The 21974-nt window shown below is 68.1% G+C and carries 22 protein-coding genes; 9 read left to right on the forward strand and 13 right to left on the reverse strand.

Translation table 11 applies throughout. From position 1 onward, the window contains the following. Window positions 1-3 precede the first annotated feature (3 nt). On the forward strand, window positions 4-3042 hold the full coding sequence (locus ACORQU_RS15460; RefSeq protein WP_491641970.1) for a ligand-binding sensor domain-containing diguanylate cyclase: 3039 nt from the start codon (window positions 4-6) through the stop codon (window positions 3040-3042). Between the two features lie 6 nt (window positions 3043-3048). Here the strand turns inward: ACORQU_RS15460 and ACORQU_RS15465 are convergent, their stop codons facing one another. Together ACORQU_RS15465 and ACORQU_RS15470 are read right to left on the reverse strand one after the other, a co-directional pair. Then, a complete protein-coding gene (locus tag ACORQU_RS15465) occupies window positions 3049-3552 on the reverse strand; it encodes an O-acetyl-ADP-ribose deacetylase (RefSeq protein WP_271646299.1) in 504 nt (167 codons plus the stop codon). Between the two features lie 46 nt (window positions 3553-3598). Continuing rightward, the gene (locus ACORQU_RS15470) at window positions 3599-4141 is read right to left on the reverse strand and encodes a helix-turn-helix domain-containing protein (RefSeq protein ID WP_491641971.1); all 543 of its coding nucleotides are present in this window, start codon (window positions 4139-4141) and stop codon (window positions 3599-3601) included. 100 nt (window positions 4142-4241) lie between these two features. On the opposite strand from ACORQU_RS15470, the gene rhtA reads away from it, so the two are divergent. After that, window positions 4242-5126 carry a threonine/homoserine exporter RhtA gene (gene rhtA / locus ACORQU_RS15475; protein WP_491641972.1) on the forward strand — a complete coding sequence of 295 codons (885 nt, stop codon included), beginning with the start codon at window positions 4242-4244 and terminating at the stop codon, window positions 5124-5126. Window positions 5127-5154: 28 nt separating this feature from the next. Here the strand turns inward: rhtA and rnt are convergent, their stop codons facing one another. The 7 genes from rnt to pstS (ACORQU_RS15510) form a co-directional block, all read right to left on the reverse strand. After that, a complete protein-coding gene (rnt, locus tag ACORQU_RS15480; protein WP_271646296.1) occupies window positions 5155-5802 on the reverse strand; it encodes a ribonuclease T in 648 nt (215 codons plus the stop codon). A 191-nt stretch (window positions 5803-5993) separates the two neighbouring features. Further along, the gene (phoU, locus tag ACORQU_RS15485; protein WP_271646295.1) at window positions 5994-6704 is read right to left on the reverse strand and encodes a phosphate signaling complex protein PhoU; all 711 of its coding nucleotides are present in this window, start codon (window positions 6702-6704) and stop codon (window positions 5994-5996) included. Between the two features lie 134 nt (window positions 6705-6838). Further along, window positions 6839-7669, reverse strand: coding sequence for a phosphate ABC transporter ATP-binding protein PstB (gene pstB / locus ACORQU_RS15490; RefSeq protein WP_491641973.1), 831 nt, complete (start codon window positions 7667-7669; stop codon window positions 6839-6841). 19 nt (window positions 7670-7688) lie between these two features. Further along, window positions 7689-8537, reverse strand: coding sequence for a phosphate ABC transporter permease PstA (gene pstA / locus ACORQU_RS15495; RefSeq protein WP_271646293.1), 849 nt, complete (start codon window positions 8535-8537; stop codon window positions 7689-7691). Then, the gene (gene pstC, locus ACORQU_RS15500; RefSeq protein WP_491641974.1) at window positions 8537-9502 is read right to left on the reverse strand and encodes a phosphate ABC transporter permease subunit PstC; all 966 of its coding nucleotides are present in this window, start codon (window positions 9500-9502) and stop codon (window positions 8537-8539) included. Before pstC ends, pstA begins: the two co-directional genes overlap by 1 nt. A 123-nt stretch (window positions 9503-9625) precedes the next feature. Continuing rightward, entirely contained in the window at window positions 9626-10723 is a 1098-nt protein-coding gene (gene pstS / locus ACORQU_RS15505; RefSeq protein WP_491641975.1) for a phosphate ABC transporter substrate-binding protein PstS, read from the reverse strand. A gap of 362 nt (window positions 10724-11085) precedes the next feature. Next, window positions 11086-12102 (reverse strand): phosphate ABC transporter substrate-binding protein PstS, encoded by a 1017-nt coding sequence (pstS, locus tag ACORQU_RS15510; protein ID WP_491641976.1) that lies wholly within the window; start codon window positions 12100-12102, stop codon window positions 11086-11088. 273 nt (window positions 12103-12375) lie between these two features. Between pstS (ACORQU_RS15510) and ACORQU_RS15515 the strand changes: the two genes are divergently transcribed. From ACORQU_RS15515 to ACORQU_RS15530, 4 genes are all read left to right on the forward strand, one after another. Continuing rightward, entirely contained in the window at window positions 12376-13587 is a 1212-nt protein-coding gene (locus tag ACORQU_RS15515; RefSeq protein ID WP_271646290.1) for a porin, read from the forward strand. Window positions 13588-13709: 122 nt separating this feature from the next. After that, window positions 13710-14102 carry a hypothetical protein gene (locus ACORQU_RS15520; protein ID WP_491641978.1) on the forward strand — a complete coding sequence of 131 codons (393 nt, stop codon included), beginning with the start codon at window positions 13710-13712 and terminating at the stop codon, window positions 14100-14102. 139 nt (window positions 14103-14241) lie between these two features. Beyond that, complete coding sequence (locus tag ACORQU_RS15525) at window positions 14242-14934, forward strand: carbonic anhydrase (RefSeq protein ID WP_491641979.1); 693 nt, start codon at window positions 14242-14244, stop codon at window positions 14932-14934. A 13-nt stretch (window positions 14935-14947) separates the two neighbouring features. Continuing rightward, on the forward strand, window positions 14948-16510 hold the full coding sequence (locus ACORQU_RS15530) for a SulP family inorganic anion transporter (protein ID WP_491641980.1): 1563 nt from the start codon (window positions 14948-14950) through the stop codon (window positions 16508-16510). Window positions 16511-16629: 119 nt separating this feature from the next. Here ACORQU_RS15530 and nth read toward each other — a convergent pair whose 3' ends face one another. From nth to ACORQU_RS15545, 3 genes are read right to left on the reverse strand one after another with little or no spacing between them, the layout of a single operon-like run. Next, the gene (gene nth / locus ACORQU_RS15535; RefSeq protein ID WP_271646286.1) at window positions 16630-17313 is read right to left on the reverse strand and encodes an endonuclease III; all 684 of its coding nucleotides are present in this window, start codon (window positions 17311-17313) and stop codon (window positions 16630-16632) included. Next, a complete protein-coding gene (locus tag ACORQU_RS15540) occupies window positions 17310-17684 on the reverse strand; it encodes a hypothetical protein (protein WP_491641981.1) in 375 nt (124 codons plus the stop codon). The genes nth and ACORQU_RS15540 overlap by 4 nt, the downstream gene beginning before the upstream one ends. A 4-nt stretch (window positions 17685-17688) precedes the next feature. Further along, window positions 17689-18471 (reverse strand): enoyl-CoA hydratase/isomerase family protein, encoded by a 783-nt coding sequence (locus ACORQU_RS15545; protein ID WP_491641982.1) that lies wholly within the window; start codon window positions 18469-18471, stop codon window positions 17689-17691. Window positions 18472-18642: 171 nt separating this feature from the next. Between ACORQU_RS15545 and ACORQU_RS15550 the strand changes: the two genes are divergently transcribed. The 3 genes from ACORQU_RS15550 (at window position 18643) to ACORQU_RS15560 (ending at window position 21134) form a co-directional block, all read left to right on the forward strand. Continuing rightward, complete coding sequence (locus tag ACORQU_RS15550; protein WP_491641983.1) at window positions 18643-19374, forward strand: FKBP-type peptidyl-prolyl cis-trans isomerase; 732 nt, start codon at window positions 18643-18645, stop codon at window positions 19372-19374. Window positions 19375-19470: 96 nt separating this feature from the next. Further along, window positions 19471-20271 carry a CoA pyrophosphatase gene (locus ACORQU_RS15555; RefSeq protein WP_491641984.1) on the forward strand — a complete coding sequence of 267 codons (801 nt, stop codon included), beginning with the start codon at window positions 19471-19473 and terminating at the stop codon, window positions 20269-20271. Then, window positions 20268-21134 (forward strand): sulfurtransferase, encoded by an 867-nt coding sequence (locus ACORQU_RS15560; protein WP_491641985.1) that lies wholly within the window; start codon window positions 20268-20270, stop codon window positions 21132-21134. The genes ACORQU_RS15555 and ACORQU_RS15560 overlap by 4 nt, the downstream gene beginning before the upstream one ends. On the opposite strand, the gene ACORQU_RS15565 is transcribed toward ACORQU_RS15560, so the two are convergent. Further along, window positions 21118-21900 (reverse strand): enoyl-CoA hydratase/isomerase family protein, encoded by a 783-nt coding sequence (locus ACORQU_RS15565; protein WP_491641986.1) that lies wholly within the window; start codon window positions 21898-21900, stop codon window positions 21118-21120. The two genes, ACORQU_RS15560 and ACORQU_RS15565, sit on opposite strands and share 17 nt — an antisense overlap. Between the last annotated feature and the right edge of the window lie 74 nt (window positions 21901-21974).

Consider the following 21974-nt stretch of genomic DNA (forward strand, 5'->3'; position numbering starts at 1 on the left):
ACGATGCGGCTCGGGGGATGCGCGCACGAAACGGATGGGCTGCGGCGTGGGAGGCCGTGGTCGTTGCGCCTGTGCGTGGCCCTGCTGGGCCTGTTGCTGGCGATGCCGGGCCTGGCGGCGTCCAAGCTGGCCCCGCCGCCCCCGCTGCACGATTACGCGATCGACCTGTGGACCTCGCGCGACGGCGTGCCGCACAACTCCATCCGCGATATCGCCCAGACCGCCGACGGCTACCTGTGGTTCGCCACCTGGGAAGGCCTGGTGCGCTACAACGGGCTGGATTTCGTCACCTTCGATCGCAGCACTACCCCGGCGCTGGCCGACAATGGCATCGGTGGACTGTATGTCGATCCCAGTGGCGCGCTGTGGCTGAGCGATTCGCGCGGCAACGTCAGCCGTTACACGGCCGACGGCAAGCTGAAGATCTGGAAGCGCCCTCCCGAGGTGCCACAGGTGCTGCTACCGGCCATGGCCATGGACCAGCAGGGACGGCTGTGGATGCTGTTCGAGGGCAATGGCCTGGCCTGCCTGACCGCGGACGGTCGCTATCTCTACACCCCGCCGCCGGCTGATTCGCCGCTGCGCACCGCCTATGCGCGGATGATGATCGATGACGACGGCCTGGTCTGGGTCGGGACCAACGAGGGCCTGGTGATCCGCCAGGCCGATGGCACGTTGCGTGACGCCTCCAAGGCGTTCGGCCTGCCGCCCGGCAATGCCTGGCCTTACCGGGCCGATGACGGCACGGTCTGGATCGTGGCCGGGGACGGCGTGTATCGACGCCAGGACGGACGCCTGGTCCTGGCCCATCGGCTGCCTGGCGTGGGGCGCATCACCGCGATGCTGCAGGATCGCCACGGCGATCTGTGGCTGGGTACCGAGGCCAGCGGCTTGTTACGGGTGGGACATCACGGACTCGAGCGCCTCACCTCCGGCCTGCCGCTGCCGGGAGGGCGCATCACCAGCCTGAAGGAGGATGCCGAGGGCAGTATCTGGGTGGGTGCCAATGGCGGGTTGTTCCGCCTGCGCGAAACACTCTTCACCAACCTCACCGCGCGCGATGGGCTGGGCTCGGATTATGTGCGCGCGGTGCTGGCCGATCCCGACGGCGCGCTGTGGGTCGGCCATGCGGCGGGCCTGGACCGCGTGGGCACCAACGGCCGGATCCGCCCGCATCCCTTGCCGACCACGACGGGCCGGCCGCCTTCGGTCCTGAGTCTGGCCCGGGGGCGGGACGGCGCATTATGGGTGGGCACGGCCAACGACGGGCTCTATCGCGTGGCGACCGACGGCGGCGTGCGCCGCTATGGGCCGCAGGAAGGGCTGCCCGCCGGCACCGTGCGCGGGATCAGCATCGGGCCTGATGGGGTGGTGTGGCTGGCGACCCAGCGCGGGCTGGGCTATGTCGATGGCGCGCGTGTGGTGCGCCCACGGCTTCCCGGCTTGGAGGAAGCCCTGATCACCGCCGTTTACAGCGAGCCCGGCGCGGTGTGGTTCGGCAGCCTGGATGGCGCCCGCGTGCTCCGTGGGGACCAGGTGCAACGGCTGTCGCTCGAAGCGCTCGGCGGCGGACGCTCGGTCTTCGGTTTCTCGCGCCTGGGCGGGGCGATGTGGATCGCATCCGATCGCGGTCTGTATCGCTGGCGCGACGGCAGGCTGGCGCGCGTGGGGCTGGAACAGGGCATGCCGGTGGATGCGGTGTTCCAACTGCTGCCGGACCGGGCCGGACACCTGTGGATCACCAGCAATCGGGGCATGTTGCGCACCGACCTGGCCAGCCTGGAAGCGGTGGCCGACGGCCGCCAGGCGCGGCTGGCAGTGATCCAGTACAACGAGATGGACGGCATGGCCAACTCGCAGGCCAACGGCAGCTCGGGACCGACCGAAGTGCTGCGCGCCGACGGCACGGTGTGGATCGCGACGGCTGGCGGGATCTCGGCCGTGGACCCGACACGCCTGCACTGGTTCCGCGAGCGTCCGGCGCCGCCGGTGGTGATCGATAGCGTTCAGGAGGATTCGGTTGCGCTGCCCTGGCGCGACCAGCAGCCGTTGCGCCTGGAAGGGGGCCACCGGCTGACGGTGAGTTTCGTCGGCCTGAGTTACCTGCTGCCCGAACGCACCGAGTACCGGACCCTGCTGGAGGGACTGGACACCGACTGGGTCACGCGTGGCCGACAGCGCAGCGTCGAGTTCGTGCGCCTGCCGCCGGGACGCTACACCCTGCGCGTGTCGGCGGCCCATCCCGACGGCGCATGGAGCCAGCGCGAAGCGCGGCTGGCCTTCGTCATCGAGCCCTTCCTGTGGCAACGCCATTGGGTGCAGGCCGCGGCGGCTGCCGCCTTGCTGCTGCTGCTCTACGGCCTGTACCGCTACCGGGTGCATCGCTTCCATGCTCGCGCCCGACGCCTGCGCCGGCTGGTGGACGAACGCACGCGCGACCTGCAGGCCCAGGCCCGGCAGCTGCGCCGTGCCGACCAGGAAAAGACCGGCCTGCTGCAGCAGCTGCGCCTGCACGCCGAGGCCTTCGAGCGTCAGGCACACGAGGATGCATTGACCGGGCTGCCCAACCGACGTGCTTTCGAGGAGCGGCTGACGCGCGAGATCGCGCTGGCCGGCCGCCAGGGGACGCCGTTATGCCTTGCCCTGCTGGACGTGGACCACTTCAAGCGGGTCAACGACCAGTATTCGCACGTGGTCGGCGATGCGGTGCTCAAGGAGGTGGCCACGCTGCTGGCCGCGCAGGCCCGGCGCACGGACATGGCGGCGCGCACCGGCGGGGAGGAGTTCTGCCTGCTGTTCCCGGGGGCCACGCTGGAGGCGGCCGAGCAGGCCCTGCAGCGGCTGCGCGCCGCGTTCCATGCGCATCGCGACTGGGGCGGGGTCGAGGGTTTGGACGTGCGTTTCAGCGCGGGGCTGGTGGAGTGGACCCCGGGCAGCGATACGGCGGTCGCCTCGCTCTACCAGCGCGCCGATCGGCTGCTGTACCAGGCCAAGCGCAACGGCCGCGACCGGATCGAGCGCGCGCTGCCGGCTGGTGAATAGGCCCGCTCAGGCGAGCAGCGCCGCATAGCGCCCGCGGTCTGCCTCTGAAAAGCAGCAGAACGTGATCTCTTCCAGGCCGGCCTGCGGAGCGTGCGTCCGTACTGTTTCGACGGCGATCCGCGCGGCAGCCTCGGCCGGATAACCGTAGACGCCCGTGCTGATGCATGGAAAGGCGAGGGTGCCCAATCCGTACTCGCCGGCCAGTGCGAGACTGTTGCGATAGCAGTCGGCCAGCAGCGCGGGCTCCCCCTGCTGGCCACCGTGCCAGACCGGGCCGACGGTGTGGATCACATGCCGTGCCGGAAGGCGATGGCCGCCGGTGATGCGTGCCTGCCCGGTGGGACAGCCGCCAAGCGCGCGGCACTCGTCCAGCAATCCCGGGCCGGCGGCGCGATGGATGGCGCCATCGACGCCGCCTCCCCCCAGCAGGCTGGAGTTGGCGGCATTGACGATGGCGTCGACGGCCAGCGTGGTGATGTCGGCGTGCAGGGCGTGGACTCGGAGTGTCATGACGCCAAGCGTGTGTCCGTCGGTGTGGTGCCGGTGCGAAGGACCTTCAATACACCACGTTGCGCAGCAGGCGCAGCGGCGTGTCGCCGTCGTTGCGGTAGGCATAGGCGCCGCGGTCGCTGGCGAACACCAGGTGCTGCCCGGCCAAGACCTGGCGCGCGCCGTCAACGCTCTCCAGGGTCAGCGTGCCGGCGAGGACCAGCAGCTGTTCGCGCCAGCCGGGCGGATCGGCCTGCGAGGCATAGCGCTCGCCGGGCATCAGGGTCCAGTCCCAGAGTTCGACCTGGCGCGCGGCGGCCACGCTGGAGAGCAGCACGCCGCGTGAAGCGGGATCACGGCCGCGCCAAGCCAGCGCGTCCACCTGGGCTGGTTCGCCGCCGGTGTCGGCCCGGAGCAACTCGGCGAAGGGCACGCCGAGCGCATCGGCCAGCCGGTCCAGGGTATTGAGGCTGACATTGGCGTCGCCCGACTCGATCGCCACCAGCATGCGCCGGCTGACCTGGGCGGCCTCGGCCAGCGCCTGCTGGCTCAAGTCGTCGCGCAGCCGCAAGCGGCGCAGATTGCCGGCGACATGCTCGAGCACGCTCATGCCGACCTCGCGAGATTGCGCACTATATTGCACGCCGCTAGACTGTTCATATTGCGCAATATAGTGCGCAATTATCCCTCTTTCCAGCCGCAGGCCCTGCGTGTCCACCTCCTCCCGTGCTCCCTCGTCAGTCTTGTTTCCGGTGCTCCTGCTGCTGGCGTCCATGCTCTCGATCCAGGGTGGTGCCAGTCTGGCCAAGGGGCTGTTTCCCCTGGTTGGCGCCACCGGTGCGACCGCGCTGCGCCTTGGGTTGGGCACGCTGCTGCTGTGGTGCGTCTTCCGCCCCTGGACGCTGCGCTGGCGCGCGCTGCCATGGCCTATGCTGCTGGGCTACGGGATCAGCCTGGGGGCGATGAACACGGTCTTCTACATCGCCCTGCAGACCATCCCGCTGGGCCTGGCGGTGGCGTTGGAGTTCACCGGTCCGCTGGCCCTGGCGCTGTTGGGGTCGCGGCGCTGGCTGGATCTGGTGTGGGCCGTGCTGGCCATCGCCGGCCTGTTGCTGCTGGTGCCTTGGCCGGGCAAGGACACGGCCCTGGATCCGGTCGGCATGGGCTGTGCGCTGGCGGCCGGGGTCTGTTGGGCGCTGTACATCGTGTTCGGGCAGAAGGCCGGCGCGGACCACGGACCGCGCATGGTGGCGCTGGGTGCGTCCATCGCCGCGCTGGTCGCCGTGCCCTGGGGCGTGGCCCACGCAGGCGCCACGTTGCTGGAGCCAGCACTGCTACCGGTCGCGCTGGGCGTGGCAGTGCTGTCGATGGCGCTGCCGTATTCGCTGGAGATGGTGGCCATGACCCGCCTGCCCACACGCACCTTCGGCATGTTGATGAGCCTGGAGCCTGCGGTGGCCGCGCTGTGCGGCTGGCTGCTGCTGCACGAGCGCCTGAGTGGGCTGCAGTGGCTGGCGATCGGGGCGGTGATTGTCGCCTCGGCCGGTTCGACGCTTTCGGGCGCGGCCCAGGTCATGTCGCCAACGCCGGACTAGGTCGCTGGAGCGGCGGTCGACCCGGCGCTCAGGCCGTGGCGGTTGCCGGCTGGGGCCACTGGTTGGCGACCGTGCAGAACAGTCGCGCCGTCTGCTCGGCGTCGTAGACGGCCGAATGGGCCTGGGCCGAATCCCATTCCATGCCGGCGGCCTGGACCGCGCGCGCCAGCACCGTCTGCCCGTAGGCCAGTCCGCCCAGGCTCACGGTGTCGAAGACGCTGAAGGGATGGAACGGATTGCGCTTGTGCTCGGTGCGCGCCACTGCGGCATTGAGGAAATTCAGGTCGAAATGCGCGTTGTGGCCGACCAGGATGGCGCGCTGGCAGCCGTGCCGCTTCATGGCCGCGCGGATCGGGGCGAACACATGATCCAGCGCTTCCTTTTCTGGCTTGGCCAGGCGGAAGGGATGGTCCAGGACGATCCCGGTCACCTCTAGCGACTTGGGGTCGATTTCCAGGCCAGGGGCCGGCTCCAGATGGGCGCAGGCGGTTTGTCCGAGGATGAAGCGGCCCTCCGCGTCCAAGTCGATCGGAACGGCGGCAATCTCCAGCAGGGCATGGCGATTCCAGTCGAAGCCGCCGGTCTCCACGTCCACCACAACGGGCAGGAAGCCGCGAAAGCGACGGGACATGGGGGTGACGGGAGCGGGCGAGGGCGTTGCGGGGGTGTCTTGCATCCAGGAAGCCTAGCAGACCGTGCCAGGCAGCCTCCCACAAAAAAGTGCGCCGTTTGCACGGCGCACGCTGTTTCACTTCATCGCGAGGCTGAGATCAGTGGTCGGCGGCGATCACGCGGGTGATGAGGCCGGTGGCCACTGCGGACAGCACGCAATCGTGGTCGAGCCTGTGCCAGGCGCGAGCTGCCGGCTCAGCTCGCCCCGGTGAACGGCGTTTCGTCGCGCTTGTCGCGCGGCGGCAGCGGTGCGTCGCCCTGGACCAGGAACCAGACGTTCTCGGCGATGTTGGTGGCGTGGTCGCCGATGCGTTCCAGGTTCTTGGCCATGAACAGCAGATGCGTGCACGGGGTGATGTTGCGCGCGTCTTCCATCATGTAGGTCAGCAGTTCGCGGAACAGCGCGGTGTATTGCGCATCCAGCTCCGCGTCACGGTCGCGGACCTGGATAGCCAAGGCGGCGTCGTTGCCGCGATAGGCTTCCATCGCGTCGCGCACCAGGCCCACGGCCAGCTGGCCCAGGGTGCGCAGGCCGGTGGCGTGCGGGACCGGGGGCAGGGTATTGAGCACCATCGAGCGCTTGGCGACGTTGGCGGCGTAGTCGCCGATGCGCTCCAGGTCGGTGGGGATGCGCAGCGCCGCGAGGATTTCGCGCAGGTCGCGCGCCATCGGGCCGCGCAGCGCCAGCTGCATCACGTCCTGGCTGACCTTGTCCTCCAGCGTGTCGATCGCCTCGTCGTTGGCGATGATGCGTTCGGCGGCGCGATCGTCGCGTCGATCGACCACGTCCATCGCCGCTTCCAACTGGGCCACGGCGATCTCGCCCATGTGCAGGATCTCGCGCGCCAGGCGACGCTGCTCTTCGTCATAGCTCTTGACGATGTGTTCGTGCGGGAGGTTATTCATGGCGGTGTCTCTGCTGAGAGGCGGTCGGCGTACCGGGATCTTCGGCACAGCGAGGAAGTGGCGTGGTGGAGGCTGGTACGCGTGCGGATGACTTGCCTGCTGACGCGTGATGTGGCATCAGACGAGCATGTTCCTCACCCAAACCGACCGGTGATGTAGTCCTCGGTCTGCTGCTTGGTGGGGCGCGAGAAGATCGTGGAGGTGACGTCGTGTTCGATCAGGTCGCCCAGGTACATGAAGGCGGTGTAGTCGCTCACGCGCGCGGCCTGCTGCATGTTGTGGGTGACGATGGCGATGGTGTAGTCGTGCTTGAGCTCCTCGACCAGCTGCTCGATGCGGCTGGTGGAGATCGGGTCCAGCGCGGAGGTCGGCTCGTCCAGCAGCAGCACGTCCGGGCGCAGGGCGACGGCGCGGGCGATGCACAGGCGCTGCTGCTGGCCGCCGGACAGGCCCAGCGCGCTCTGGCCCAGCTTGTCCTTGACCTCATCCCACAGCGCACCCTGGCGCAGCGCAAGCTCGACGCGTTCCTTCATGTCGGTCTTGGACAGGCGCTCGTGGTGACGGATGCCGTAGGCCACGTTCTCGAAGATGGTCATCGGGAACGGCACCGGCTTCTGGAACACCATGCCGACCTTGCTGCGCAGGCGGTTCATCGGGTACTTGGGCGAGAGGATGTTCTCCCCGTCCAGCAAGACCTCGCCGGTGCCCTTGAGCTTGGGATACAGCGAATAGATCCGGTTGAACACGCGCAGCAGCGTGGACTTGCCGCAGCCGGAGGGCCCGATCAGCGCGGTCACGCGCTTTTCCGGGATCTGCAGGTTGATGTTCTTCAGGGCATGGAAGCCGCCGTAGTAGAAGTCCAGGCCACGGGCCTCGAGCTTGACCTCGGCAGGTGGCAGCTCTCCACGGTCGGTGGTGACCTGGGTCAGGCGCTTGGCGGGCGAGGCGTTCTGGACGTCGTTCATGGTGGGGTCCGTCGAAAGATCAGTCATTGGAGATCCTGTTGCGCAGCAGGAAGAAGCGCGCGCCAAGGCTGACGAGCAGCACGAAGAGGGTCAGGACCAGGGCGCCGGCCCAGGCCAGGGTCTGCCAGGACTCGTACGGGCTGCCGGCGAACTGGTTCATCACCACCGGGACCGAGGCCATCGGGCGGAAGATGTTGGTGCTCCAGAACTGGTTGCCGAAGGCGGTGAACAGCAGCGGCGCGGTCTCGCCGGAGATGCGCGCCAGGGCCAGCAGGATGCCGGTGACGATGCCGGCCGAGGCGCTGCGATAGAGCACCTGCATGATGACCTTCCAGTGCGGGATGCCCAGCGACAGCGCCGCCTCGCGCATCTGCGCCGGCACCAGGCGCAGCATCTCGTCGGTGGTGCGCACTACCACCGGCAGCACGATGAAGGCCAGCGAGATCGCGCCGGCCAGCGCCGAGAAGCCGATCAGCGACACCACCATCGCGTACACGAACAGGCCCAGCACGATCGACGGGGCCGAGAGCAGGATGTCGTTGACGAAGCGTACCACCGTGCCGGCCTTGCGCGCGTTGCCGTACTCGCTCAGCCAGGTGCCGGCCATCACGCCCAGCGGCGCGCCGATCACGATGGCCAGCGCGCACATCAGTGCACTGCCGAAGAAGGCGTTGAGCAGGCCGCCTTCCTGCATCGGCGGCGGGGTGTTCCTGGTGAACAGGTTCAGGTCGATGCCCGGCAGGCCCTTGGCCAGCAGCGTCCACAGGATCCAGGCCAGGAACAGCAGGCCGAAGGCGGCCGTGGCGCATGAAACGAAGATCGCCACGATGTTGACCAGGCGGCGGCGGGTGTAGAGCACAGTGGACATCAGGTGCCCTCCTTGCGGGCCATCTGCATCAGCATCAGGCGGGCCAGGGCCAGCACGATGAAGGTGACCACGAACAGCACGAAGCCCAGCAGCAGCAGGGCCGAGCGGTAGGTTTCGGTGGCCTCGCCGAAATCGTTGGCGATCAGCGCGGCGATGGTGGTGCCAGGCATCAATAGCGAGGCCGAGAGTGTCACGCTGTTGCCCACCACGAAGGCCACGGCCATGGTCTCGCCCAGGGCGCGGCCCAGTCCCAGGAAGATGCCGCCGATCACCGCCGAACGGGTGTAGGGCAGGACGATGTCCCAGCTGACTTCCCACTTGGTCGAGCCCAGGGCGTAGGCCGATTCCTTCAGCCGGGTGGGCACGGTCAGGAACACCTCGCGCATGACCGAGGAGATGAACGGGATGACCATGATCGCCAGCACGAAGCCGGCGGTGAGAATGCCGATCCCCAGCGGCGGGCCCTGGAACACCGGGCCGATCACCGGCAGGGTGCCCAGGTGGTCGTTGAGCCAGGGGGTGACGTATTCGGTCATCACCGGGACCAGCACGAACAGGCCCCACATGCCGTAGATGATCGAAGGGATGCCGGCCAGCAGTTCGATGGCCGTGCCGATCGGCCCACGCAGCCAGCGCGGTGCCACCTCGGTCAGGAAGAAGGCGATGCCGAAGCTCACCGGCACGGCGATGACCATCGCGATGACCGCGGTGACCAGCGTGCCGTAGATGGGGGCCAGGGCGCCGTAGCGGTTTTCCACCGGATTCCATTCGGTGGAGGTGATGAAGTGCCAGCCCTGGGTGAGCAGGACGTGGCGGCCGCCCCACAGCATGGACAGCGCGGCGCTGGCCAGGGCCACCAGGACGAAGGCCACGGTGCCAACCAGGATCCAGCGGAAGATGCGGTCGGCGCGCGCGTCGCGGACGTCGCGTGAGCTGCCTTGGGCGGGGAGCGTGGCTGCGTTCATGGGAAATCCGTGGAAGGACGCATCGGTCCTGGGTGTTGCGGACCCGGGCGCGCAAGGCGCCGCGGGCGGAACGTCGGGTCATGCCGGACAGGCGGCCGTGCGTTCGCACGGCCGCCTAAGACATCACTTGAACGTAGTGCCCCAGTAGGTGGAGATCTGGTCCACCAGCGGCTGCGGCAGCGGCACGTAGTGCAGCTCGTCGGCCTGCTTCTGACCGTTGGCGAAGGCCCACTTGAAGAAGGCCAGCGCATCGGCGTTGTGCTTGGCATCGCCCTGCTTGCGCATCAGCACGAAGGTGGTGGCGGTGATCGGCCAGGACTGCTCGCCCGGCGCGTTGGTGATCACCAGGTCGAAGTCCTTCGCATTGGCCCACTCAGCGCTTTCGGCGGCGGCGGCGAAGGTCTCGGCGTTCGGCTGCACCCACTGCCCGGCGGCGTTCTGCATGGCGGTGTAGGGCATGGCGCTCTGCAGCGCGTAGGCCAGCTCGACATAGCCGATGCCGCCCTTGATCTGCTTCACGTACGAGGCCACGCCTTCGTTGCCCTTGCCGCCCACGCCACCCGGCCATTGCACCGAGGTGCCTTCGCCGATCTTGTCCTTCCACTCCGGGCTGACCTTGGACAGGTAGTTGGTGAAGTTGTAGCTGGTGCCCGAGCCGTCGGAGCGGTGGACCAGGCTGATCTTGGTATCGGGCAGCTTGAGGTCGGGGTTGGCCGCCACGATGGCCGGATCGTTCCACTGGGTGACCTTGCCCAGGAAGATGTCGGCCAGCAGCGGGCCGGTCAGGCGCAGCTTGCCGGCGTCCACGCCTTCCAGATTGACCACCGGGACCACGCCGCCGATGGCGACCGGGAACTGGGCCAGGTTGGCTTCGGCCAGTTCTTCCGGCGTCAGCGGCTTGTCGCTGGCGCCGAAGTCGACGGTGCCGGCCTTGATCTGGGCGATACCGCCGCCGGAGCCGATGGACTGGTAGTTGACCTTGTTGCCGGAGATGCCGGCGTAGTCGGCCGACCAGCGCGAGACCAGCGGGTAGACGAACGAGGAGCCGGCGCCGGAGATCTGCGCGGCATTGGGGTTGTCAGCGGCGGGCGCCTGGGCGGCGGCACCGTCGGCGGGCGCGGTGGCGGTGGTGTTGGCCTGGTCGCCGGACTTGCCGCAGGCGGCAATGGCCAGGGCGACGGACAGGGAAAGCAGGGCCACGCGGGCCGGCTTGAGGTTCATCAGCAACTCCAGTCAATGGGACACGGATGCCGGTTCTGGCCGGCAGCTGACGCTATTGGATGATGGTTTTGTTACAGGGTCATGACGACGTGACCGGCGACGCCTCCCAAGCGCGGCATGGACCGCACCGGAGCGCCTGATTCCATAGGGATTCGGCGGGATTTCCCTGAATATCGACCGCATCTGCGGTGGCGTGAGGCTAACGCGACTCCACTCCAGGATGCGCGCTAGCCAATGCCCCGGACGGGATCGTGACAGTCTGATGACCGACTGGAAACGATGCGGGCCCGGGAGTGATCCCGGGCCCGCCTGACACGCGAAGGAGGCACCGGTGCACGCTGGCACCGGTCCACCGACGGCGCTTACTTGATGCTGCTGGCCCAGTAGGCCTCGATCTTCTGCACCAGCTCGGCCGGCAGCGGCACGTAGTCCAGCGCCTTGGCCTGGGCCTGGCCCTGCTCGAAAGACCACTTGAAGAAGTCCAGCGCGGCCTTGGACTGGGCGGCGTTCTTGGGCTTCTTGTACATGATCGCCCAGGTGGTGGCGGTGATCGGCCACGCGTTGGCGCCCGGGGCGTTGGTCATGATCAGGTTGAAGTCCTTGGCCGAAGCCCAGTCGGCGGTCGCCGCGGCGGCCGAGAAGGTCTGGTCGTCGGGCATCACCACCTTGCCGGCCGCATTGCGCATGGCGGCATAGGAGAGCTTGTTCTGCAGGGCGTAGGCGTATTCGACATAGCCGACGCCACCCTTGATCTGGCGCACGTAGGCCGACACGCCTTCGTTGCCCTTACCACCGATGCCGGTCGGCCAGGTGACCGAGGTCCCTTCGCCCACCTTGGACTTCCACTCCGGGCTGACCTTGGACAGGTAGTTGGTGAAGTTGAAGCTGGTGCCCGAACCATCGGAGCGGTGCACGACGGTGATGCGCAGCTCGGGCAAGGTCACGCCGGGGTTGAGCGCGGCGATGGCCGGGTCGTTCCACTTGGTGATCGAGCCCATGAAGATGGCGGCCAGGGTGGTGCCGTCGAGCTTCATCGCGCCCGGCGCGACGCCCGGGACATTGAACACCGGCACGATGCCGCCGATGACCACCGGGAACTGGCCCAGACCGGACTTGGCCAGGTCGGCGGCGTCCAGCGGCTTGTCCGAGGCGCCGAAGTCGACCGTGGCCGCCTTGATCTGCGCGATGCCGCCGCTGGAACCGATGGACTGGTAGTTCACATGGTTGCCGCTCTTTTCAGCATAGGCAGCCGACCACTTGGACAGCACGGGATACACGAAGCTGGAGCCTGCGCCAGTCACGTCGGTCGCGTTGGCGGCGAACACGCTGGAAGCCAGGGCAAAGGCCAGTGCAAGGCGGGCCTTGGGAAAGGAAGTCACGGTTGAGTCCTCGAGTGGAAAGGTGACGGCGCCATGTGGGGCGCCCGGCGCTATTCCACGACGGTTCCATGATGGTTCCGCGGCAGTGGCGTTGCAGAAATGTGACGCGCCGAGATCGTCTGGGATCCAGTCCTCGGCTGTCTTTTGACTGACACAAAGATGACGCCGGGCTGTCATCGACTTGACGGAATCTTCACTTCGTTCACACGCCGACCCCCTCCTGAAGCGGGGTCTGCATCGCTGCATTCAACCCAACCTCGTGGAGACCTTCCCATGCGTTCCAATCTGCTCGCAACCGCCATCGTCGCGAGTCTCGGCCTGACCGGCCTTGCCCTTAGTGGTTCCGCCAGTGCCCAGCAGGTGTCGGCCGAACAGTTGCAGCAGCTGCAGGCGCAGGTCGCCCAGCTGCAGGCGCAGATCGACGCGCTGCAGGCGCAGGCCGATGCGCAGTCCGATGTGAACGTGGTCCAGGCCAAGGCCACTGAGTCGGTGGCCGAGACCCAGAAGACCGTCGACAAGCTGGCCAAGCTGGTGAACGACACCAAGATTGGCGGACGCATGTTCTTCGATGCCACCAGCATCGATCAAAAGGACAACGGCTCCAAGACCGACGCCACCGGCACCGGCTTCGACGTCAAGCGCTTCTACCTGACGGTCGACCACAAGTTCAATGACATCTGGTCGGCCAACCTGACGACCGACTTCCAGTACCTGTCGGCCATCGGCAACACCGAAGTGTTCGTCAAGAAGGCCTACCTGCAGGGCAAGTTCGACGACGCCTTCGTGTTCCGCGTCGGTGCCACCGACATGCCGTGGATCCCGTACGCCGAGAAGTTCTGGGGCTACCGCTATGTCGAGAACACCCTGACCGATCGCCTGTCCTACGGCACCTCGTCTGACTGGGGTGTGCACGCCAGCGGCGAGCTGGCCGGTGGCATGGCCAACTACGCGGTTTCGGTGGTCAACGGCCGCGGCTATCGCAACTTCAGCCGTAGCAAGGGCGTGGACGTGGAAGCACGCGTTGGCTTCGCGCCGATGGACAACATGATCATCGCCGTGGGTGGCTATAACGGCAAGCGCGGCCAGGAGACCGAGAACGTCGATCCGCCGCAGACCGCAGAGCGCGTCAACGCCATGGTCGCCTACGCCGCGCCGTCGGGCTATCGCCTGGGTGCCGAGTGGTTCCAGGCCAAGAACTGGGCGGTGACCAACGTGGTCGACGACAAGGCCGATGGCTGGTCGGTGTGGGGCGCGGTTCCGCTGACGGCTTCTGGCATCAATGCCTTCGCCCGTTACGACAAGGCCAACACCAGCAAGGATGTCGACCCGAGTCGTGAGAACAAGTACTTCGACCTGGGTGTCGAGTTCCCGATCACCAAGGGCTTCAAGCTGGCTGCCGTGTACAAGGACACCAAGAACGAGAACGACACCACCCTGGATCTGCACACCAAGGAGTTCGGTGTGTGGGGCGATGTGTCCTTCTAACGACATCGTCATCCAATCGTGATCCGCAGGCGGCGGTGGGACGCAAGTCCCGCCGCCGCCTGTTTTTAGCGCCTTCCAATGTGATCCCGGTTCCAGGCGTCCCTGCGCGCGCCAGCCGGAAGATGAATTTTGTGCTGTGCAGCACTTGCAACAAAATTGACGCATTCGCTACGGTCCATGACATGACCGTCGGCCTTGTCCACCGCTGCCGCCTTGCCTGCATGACACTCTTGCTGGCATTCGCATGCCTGCAGCTGCCAGGACAGGCGCGTGCATTCGAGCTGGACGTCCCAAGCGGTCGTGCTGACCTGCATGGCGTATCCGAAGACGGCTTGGGCGTTCCGGTGGAGGAGGGCGGCGCCTGGGCGGCCGGTCAAGACATCCCCGACGACGGGTATCCATTGCCGCCGTTCGTGTGGTCCGTCTGTGCCGTGGATCCGACGCATGCGCGTACCACCGCGATCCTCGCCGCCGGCGCATTGCCCGACACCCTGCTGCGCCCACCGTGGGCCTGACCCCCGCCGCTTGACTGGCTGACGCCCTGGTGGCGCGGTCGTCGTGCGCCGTCGTCCATCTGCTTTCCCACTTTCCTGCCGCCGGCACGCATCGCGTTGCCGCGTGGTCCGCTGCGTCCCCCCAAAAGAGGTGCCCCCCATGGAAGCCTTGCTTGCAGGTTTCAGCCATTTCCGCGAACACATCTATCCCGAACAGCAAGAGGTCTTCGAACGCCTCGCCTCGGGCCAGACCCCGCATACCTTCTTCATCACCTGCGCCGACTCACGGGTGATGCCCGAGCTGATGTTCAACGCCGGTCCGGGCGAACTGTTCGTCCTGCGCAACATCGGCAACATCGTGCCGCCGTATTCCAACCACGTCGGTGGTGTGACTGCGGCCATCGAGTACGCCGTGGGCGTGCTGGGCGTGTCCAATATCGTGGTGTGCGGGCACACCGACTGCGGTGCGATGAAGGCCGTGCTCAAGCCCGAATCGCTGGAGGGACTGCCATCGGTGGCTGCTTGGCTGCGCCATGCCGATACCGCCCGCCACGTGGCGGCTTCGCACGGCCATGCGCACGCCAGCGACTGCCTGGCCTGCCTGACCGAGGAAAACATCATTTCCCAGCTGGACCACCTGCGCACCCAGCCGCTGGTGGCTACGCGCCTGGCCCACGGCACGCTGCGTATCCACGGCTGGATCTACGACATCGCTGCCGGCGACATCCGCGCATTCGATGCGGCCACGGGGCGCTTCGCGCCGCTGCTCTCGGCTGTGGACGGCGCCGCGCCGGAAGCGACGCCGCCAGCGCGTCTGGGCCTGCTCACGCAGTTCCAAGACGTTGCCGCGTGAAGGAGGCCGGATCATGAGCGCTTCGACGCCTTCCGCGCCCCCGGCGCGTGCCGGCTACTTCTCCCAGGGCCTGTTCGGCCGCGACCTGCTGGCTTCGATCGTGGTCTTCCTTGTCGCGCTGCCGCTGTGCATGGGCATCGCCATCGCCTCGGGCATGCCACCGGCCTCGGGCCTGATCACCGGCATCGTCGGCGGCCTGCTGGTCGGCATGATCGCCGGCTCGCCGCTGCAGGTCAGCGGGCCCGCCGCCGGCCTGGCGGTGCTGGTGTTCGAACTGGTGCGCCAGCACGGGGTGGCCGCGCTCGGGCCGGTGGTGCTGCTGGCCGGGTTGATCCAGCTCGTGGCCGGGCTATGCCGCGCCGGGGTCTGGTTCCGCATGACCTCACCGGCGGTCGTGGCCGGGATGCTTTCAGGGATCGGCATCCTGATCGTGGCCTCACAGTCGCACGTGTTGATGGACGCCAGTCCCAAGGCCCGTGGCCTGGAGAACTTCGCGGCCTTGCCAGCCGTGCTGTGCCAGGCGCTCACCGGCGGCGCAGGCTCCGCGGCGCTGCTGGTGGGCCTGGGCACCATCGCGATCATGCTGGGCTGGGAAAAGCTGCGGCCGGCCAGGCTGCGTTTCGTACCCGGTGCGCTGCTGGCCGTGGTCGGCATCACTGCCGCCGTGCAACTGATGGGCGTGGAGGTGAAGAAGGTCGACGTCCCCACCAATCTGCTGTCGGCCATCGCGATGCCCAGCGTGGCCGATCTCGCAGGCCTGCTGGATACGACGCTGCTGGTCTCGGCGCTGACCTTCGCCTTCATCGCCAGTGCCGAGACGTTGCTGTCGGCCGCGGCGGTGGACCGCATGCATACCGGCGTGCGGACCCGGTACGACCGCGAGCTGGCCGCGCAGGGCGTGGGCAACATGGTGTGCGGGTTCCTCGGTGCCTTGCCGATGACCGGGGTGATCGTGCGTAGCGCGGCCAATGTGCAGGCCAACGCGGCCACGCGCATGTCGGCCATCCTGCACGCATGCTGGCTGCTGGTGTTCGCCATGCTGGTGCCGTGGCTGCTGCGGATGACGCCGGTGGCCTGCCTGGCCGGCATCCTGGTGTTCACCGGCATCAAGATGATCAACCTCAAGCAGGTCAAGTCGCTGGCCGCCTACGGCCGTGGGACCGCGGCGGTCTATCTGGCGACCACGGCGGTGATCGTCGCCACCGACCTGCTGACCGGGGTGATCGTGGGCTTCGCGCTGTCGCTGCTGCGCCTGTCGCTGCATTCCTCGCGCCTGAAGGTCGACGTGCACGAGCCGGAAGGCGAGGGCAACCGGCTGGTGCTGGCCCTGGATGGTTCGGCCACCTTCCTGCGCGTGCCGGAGATGGCGCGCACGCTGGAGCGCGTGCCGCCAGGGCGTGAGCTGCACCTGGACGTGAGCAAGCTACGGCACGTGGACCATGCCTGTCTGGAGCTGCTGCGCGACTTTGCCCGCAACGCCGCCGCACGCGGCAATGCGCTGGTGGTCGACTGGCAGGCGCTCGGAACGCGGACCGAAGGCACCGGCGCCTCGCGGGTCGGGCTCAAGCCGGCCTGACGCCGCGCGTTCCCGTTGCCCGAATCGCATGGGCTGCGGGAGGTCTTCTAAGCGCGGGGCGCCGGACCGATCGTCCGGCGCCCTTGCGGTGCTGCATCGCCGCCGTTGCGGAGGTCGGCTCAGCGCACCGCGTCGCTGTCCGGCGTCTTGTCCTTGAACCGGCACAGGTCGCGGATCACGCATTGCGGACAGTCCGGCTTGCGGGCCTTGCAGACGTAGCGCCCGTGCAGGATCAGCCAGTGGTGCGCGTTGTACAGGTAATTGGCCGGGATCACCTTGACCAGGGTGTCTTCGACCGCGCGCACGTCCTTGCCAGGCGCCAGCCCGGTGCGGTTGGCGACGCGGAAGATGTGCGTGTCCACCGCCATGGTCGATTCGCCGAAAGCGGTGTTGAGCACCACGTTGGCGGTCTTGCGACCGACGCCGGGCAGTGCCTCCAGGGCCTCGCGCGAACGCGGCACTTCGCCGCCGTGTTGCTCGACCAGGATCCGGCACGCGGCGATGACGTTCCTGGCCTTGGCGTTGAACAGGCCGATGGTGGAGATGTAGCGCTTCAGCCCTTCCTCGCCCAGATCGAGGATGGCCTGGGGCGTGTTGGCGACCGGGAACAGGCGGCGGGTGGCCTTGTTGACGCCCACGTCCGTGGCCTGCGCCGAGAGGGTGACGGCCACCAGCAGCTCGAACGGCGTGGTGTATTCCAGCTCGGTGGTCGGGGTCGGGTTGAGTTCGGCCAGGCGCGAGAACAGCTCGGCGATCTCCGCGCGCGTGAGCGTGCGGCCGCGGCGTGCGACCGTGGCGCTCACGTGCGTGAGGGTCCGGCGGCGCGGGCCTTGGCGCGGGCCAGCGCGGCGGCCACGGCGGGCGGCAGTGCGGGCTTGCTGGCCGGTGCCGGTGCCGGCGGCGGCGTGCGACGGGCCTGACGTTCGGCGGCACGGCGCTGCAGGCGCGCGATGCGCGCCTCGTAGCGTGCGCGGGCCGCCCATTGCGCGGCCAACTGTCGCTGCATCGCGGCCACGCGGGGCAGGGCGTCCTGGCAGCGCGCGTCCACGGATGCTTCCAGGTCCAGTTCCATCAGCCCGGCCTCGATGGCGTCGTCGAGCCGGTCCTCGGCCAGCAGTGCATCCAGGGCCAGCACCCGCGTGCAGGCAGCCGTGGGGTCTCCAGCGTGCGACATCGCCTCAACGCCCCTCGAAGATCGGCTTGCGCTTGCCGACAAACGCCGCGGTGCCTTCGCGCATGTCCGCGGTGGCGAACATCAGGCCGAACTGCGCCGCCTCGTACTGCAGGCCTTCGCCCAGTGCCGATTCGCCGCCGTGGACGATGCACTCCAGGATGGCGCGCAACGCCAGGGGCGCGGCGTTGGCCAGCTGGGCGGTCAGCGCATCGACGCGAGCGTCGAGTTCATCGGCAGGCACGACGTCATTGACCAGGCCTAATGCCAGCGCGCGCCTCGCGGTGATCGGCGCACCGAGCAGGCACAGTTCCAAGGCGGCCGCGCGGCTGCTCAATCGCAGCAGGCGCTGGGTGCCGCCGAAGCCGGGGATCAGGCCCAGGTTGATTTCAGGCTGGCCGACCCTGGCGGTCTCGGCAGCGATGCGCAGATGGCAGGCCATCGCCAACTCCAGGCCGCCGCCCAGGGCGAAGCCGTTGATCCGCGCGATCACCGGCTTGGACAGGGTCTCCACCGTGCGCATCAAGGTCTGTCCGCGCAGGCCAAACGCGCGTCCGGCCATCGCGTCCAGGTCGGCCATCTCGGCGATATCCGCCCCGGCGACGAACGCTTTCGCGCCAGCGCCAGTGAGCACGACCACGCGCACGGCCGGGTCGGCATCGGCCGCGAGAAAGGCCTCGGTCAGGGCCTGGATCGTGTGCGCATTCAGCGCATTGAGCTTGTCGGGACGATTGACGGTGATGCGGCGGACCGCGCCGGCATCGTCGATCAGGACCGGGGAATGCACCATGGAACGCCCTTGTTTCGTAAATAAAAGGTAAATCCGGAACTTTCCGTCACGAACCCCTGTCAGAGCCCGCAATGCCTCACTGGCCGTTAAGTCCAGGCGGGGCTATCCTAGCGCGTCAACCTGGGCCGCCTGTTGCGACCCTCACCAATAACCCTTGGAGGTTTGTAAGACATGAAGTTGCGTTTGCTCTCTGCCAGCGTGCTGGCCATGACTCTGGCCGCAGGCACCGCTGCCGCACAGACCTCGAACTCCGCTGCCGCCTCCACCCCGGCGCCGGATCGCAACGCGCTCAGCTACGCCCTGGGTTACGACCTGGGCCGCAACCTGATCGAGAGCGGTGAGTCCGTCGACCTGGCTACCGTGCAGAAGGCCCTCCAGGAAGGCTATGCCAAGAAGGAGCCGAGCGTCCCGGTCGACCAGCTGCGCACCGCCGTGCAGCAGATGGAGCAGCGCCAGCAGGCCAAGGCCAAGGCGGCGTTCGAGCAGGCCGCGGCTGCCAACAAGTCCAAGTCCGACGCATTCCTGGCCCAGAACAAGGCCAAGGCTGGCGTGCAGTCCCTGCCGGGCGGCGTCCAGTACCGGGTCGAGGAGTCGGGCAGCGGCGCCAAGCCGACCCAGGCCAGCACCGTGACCATCCAGTACAAGGGTTCGCTGGCCGACGGCCGGACCTTCGTGGATACCTTCAGCCCGCAGCAGGGCCAGACCACCCCGCCGCCGCCGGCCAGCCTGAAGGTCAGCGAGATTCCGCTGGCGGGCCTGCGCGATGCGCTGGTGCAGATGCCGGCCGGTTCGCGCTGGGAAGTGACCCTGCCGCCGGAGAAGGCCTACGGCAACACCCCGCAGTCCCCGATCGGCCCGAACCAGGCCGTGGTGTTCGACGTCAAGCTGATCAGCGTCAAGTAATCCGCTTCCGCGAAGCTTGATCGTGCGATGCGCCGGCCTGTCCGGCGCATCGTCGTTTCAGGCGCGTGTTTTTCGCCCGATCCCCCCGTATCGCCGATGCCATCCCCCCCTTTAACCCAGCTGTCGCCCTGCATCGGTGTGTGCGCACTACATGAGGGCGTGTGCACGGGATGCCTGCGCACGCTGGAAGAAATCGCCGCCTGGTCGCGGATGGGCGATGATGCCCGCAGGGCCCTGATGGAGCGCTTGCCTGGAAGACGTCCGCCCATGTCACTGGAACTCGCATCACGCCTGCCGGAGTACACCGCGCTCGCCAGGGCGCTGCATCCGTTGGAGACGCCGCCGGCCACGCATGGCTGGAATCATGGCGAGCTGGAAGACCTCCTGCCACCGGGACCGCCCGCTGCTGCGGCGGTGCTCGCGGGGCTGGTCCCGCGCGCGCACGGCACCACGGTCTTGCTCACCCGCCGGCATGACGGGTTGCGCCACCACGCCGGGCAGGTGAGCTTTCCCGGCGGCCGCGTGGATCCGGGCGATGCCGATGCGGTAGCCGCGGCATTGCGCGAGAGTGACGAGGAGATCGCGCTCAAGGCAGGCCAAGTCATGCCGCTGGGACTGCTGGACACCTTCGCCACGGTCAGCGGCTTCCTGGTGACACCGGTGGTGGCGGTGATCGATCCGGCCTTCGTGCCGATCCCCAACCCGGGCGAGGTGGCCGAAGTGTTCGAAGTGCCACTGGACTACCTGATGGAGCCGCGCAACCTGCGCACGGTGGAACTGGAGTTCAAGGGACGTGCGCGGACGGTGCTGGAGTACGACTGGGCCCAGCAGCGCATCTGGGGCGCCACGGCTGGCATCCTCTACAACTTGCGCAGACGCTTGGAGAAAAGCCGATGAACTGGAACACGCTGGTCGACCCCACGCTGCTGGCGCTGCACCTGCATGATCCGGACCTGCGGATCGTCGATGCGCGTTTCGTCCTGACCGATCCGGCCGCAGGACGCGCCGGCTATGCGCAGTCGCACCTGCCACATGCGGCCTACGCCGATCTCAACGAGGACCTGGCCGACCTGTCGCGGGTCGCGGCGGGCGAGGGACGGCACCCGCTTCCCGACGAAGCGGCCTTTGCCGCGCGGCTGGGGCAGTGGGGCATCGAGCCACGGCATCAAGTGGTGGTCTATGACGCCACCGACGGCAGCATGGCCGCCGCGCGCCTGTGGTGGATGCTGCGCTTGCTGGGGCATGCGCGCGTGGCTGTGCTCGACGGCGGACTGGCCGCATGGCGCGGCGCGGGCTTGCCCGAGACGGCGGACCTGCCCGAGCCGGATCCGGCGAGCCCTGCGTATCCAGGCCGGTTCGACCGCAGCCAGATCGTCGATGCCCAGGCCGTGACCGCGCGCCTGTCCGAGTCTCCCGGCTGGCTCATCGACGCGCGGGCGTTCGAGCGCTACAGCGGGCAGCACGAGCACGTGGACCGGGTCGCCGGGCATGTGCCGGGCGCGGTGAATCGTCCCTATGCGGACAACGTGGCCGATGGGCGATTCCGCGACGCGCAGGCCATCCGCATGGAACTGCTGGAACTGCTGGCGCAGCGCGGGCCGCATCGCGCCGATGAAGTCGTGCTGATGTGCGGGTCCGGCGTCACCGCCTGCCATCAGCTGCTGGCCTTCGAACATGCCGGCCTGCCGGGCGCCAAGCTCTATCCAGGCTCGTGGAGCGGCTGGATTTCCGATCCGGCCCGGCCTATCGCGACTTCCTGAGTCTTGCGGCCATCGCCTGGAGCGCAGCCTGGGTGTCCGGGCCGAACCAGTCGTCGATGAAATCATCCAGCACCACGCTGTCCAGCGCGATGCCCAGATCGGCACGGGCGACCTGACGGGTCTTGCGCAACGGCGTCTGCGGCAGGCGCGCCAGCGACCGCAGCCAATCCACGGCGTGCTGCACGGTGGCGGCGGCATCGTCGGCCAGCGCATCGACCAGGCCGATCTGCAGGGCGTGTTCGGCGCTGACCATGGCGCCGGGGACCAGCAGCAGGGAGGCGCGGTGTGCGCCGATCACGCGCCGCATCAGGTGCTGGATGCCGTCCGGCACGGCCAGGCCGACCTGGGTTTCGTTGAGGCCGATCTGCAATGGGCGCGCCGGGTCGGCGCTGCGGCACATCACCCGGTAGTCGCCGCACAACGCCAGCACGCAACCGCCGGCCGGCGCGTGGCCGGTGAGAGCAAACGCCACCGGCACCGGCGCGGCGGCGATGGCCTTGGCCACGTCGAAGAAGGCAGACCAGGTCGCGTGCAGCGCGGCGCGGTCCTGCCCATGCGAGATCAGGTGCGGCACATCCAGGCCGCCGGAAAACACGCTGTCGTTTCCCGAGAGCACCACGCCGGACACCGCGTCATCGGCGAACGCATCGGCGAGCGCCCGCAGCAGCGCCGCGCATAGCGCATCGTCGAGCGCATTGACCGGCGGGCGCGCCAGGCGCAGCTCGCGCACCGGGCCGTGGGACTGGACGTGGACAAGCTCGGACATCAGGGCGTCTCCCATGCAACAAGGCCCGCATGATAACGGGCCCGTGCGGCTGCGTATGGTGCGGCGCGGCTGCT

The sequence above is a fragment of the Pseudoxanthomonas sp. JC1303 genome (genome assembly GCF_058448525.1).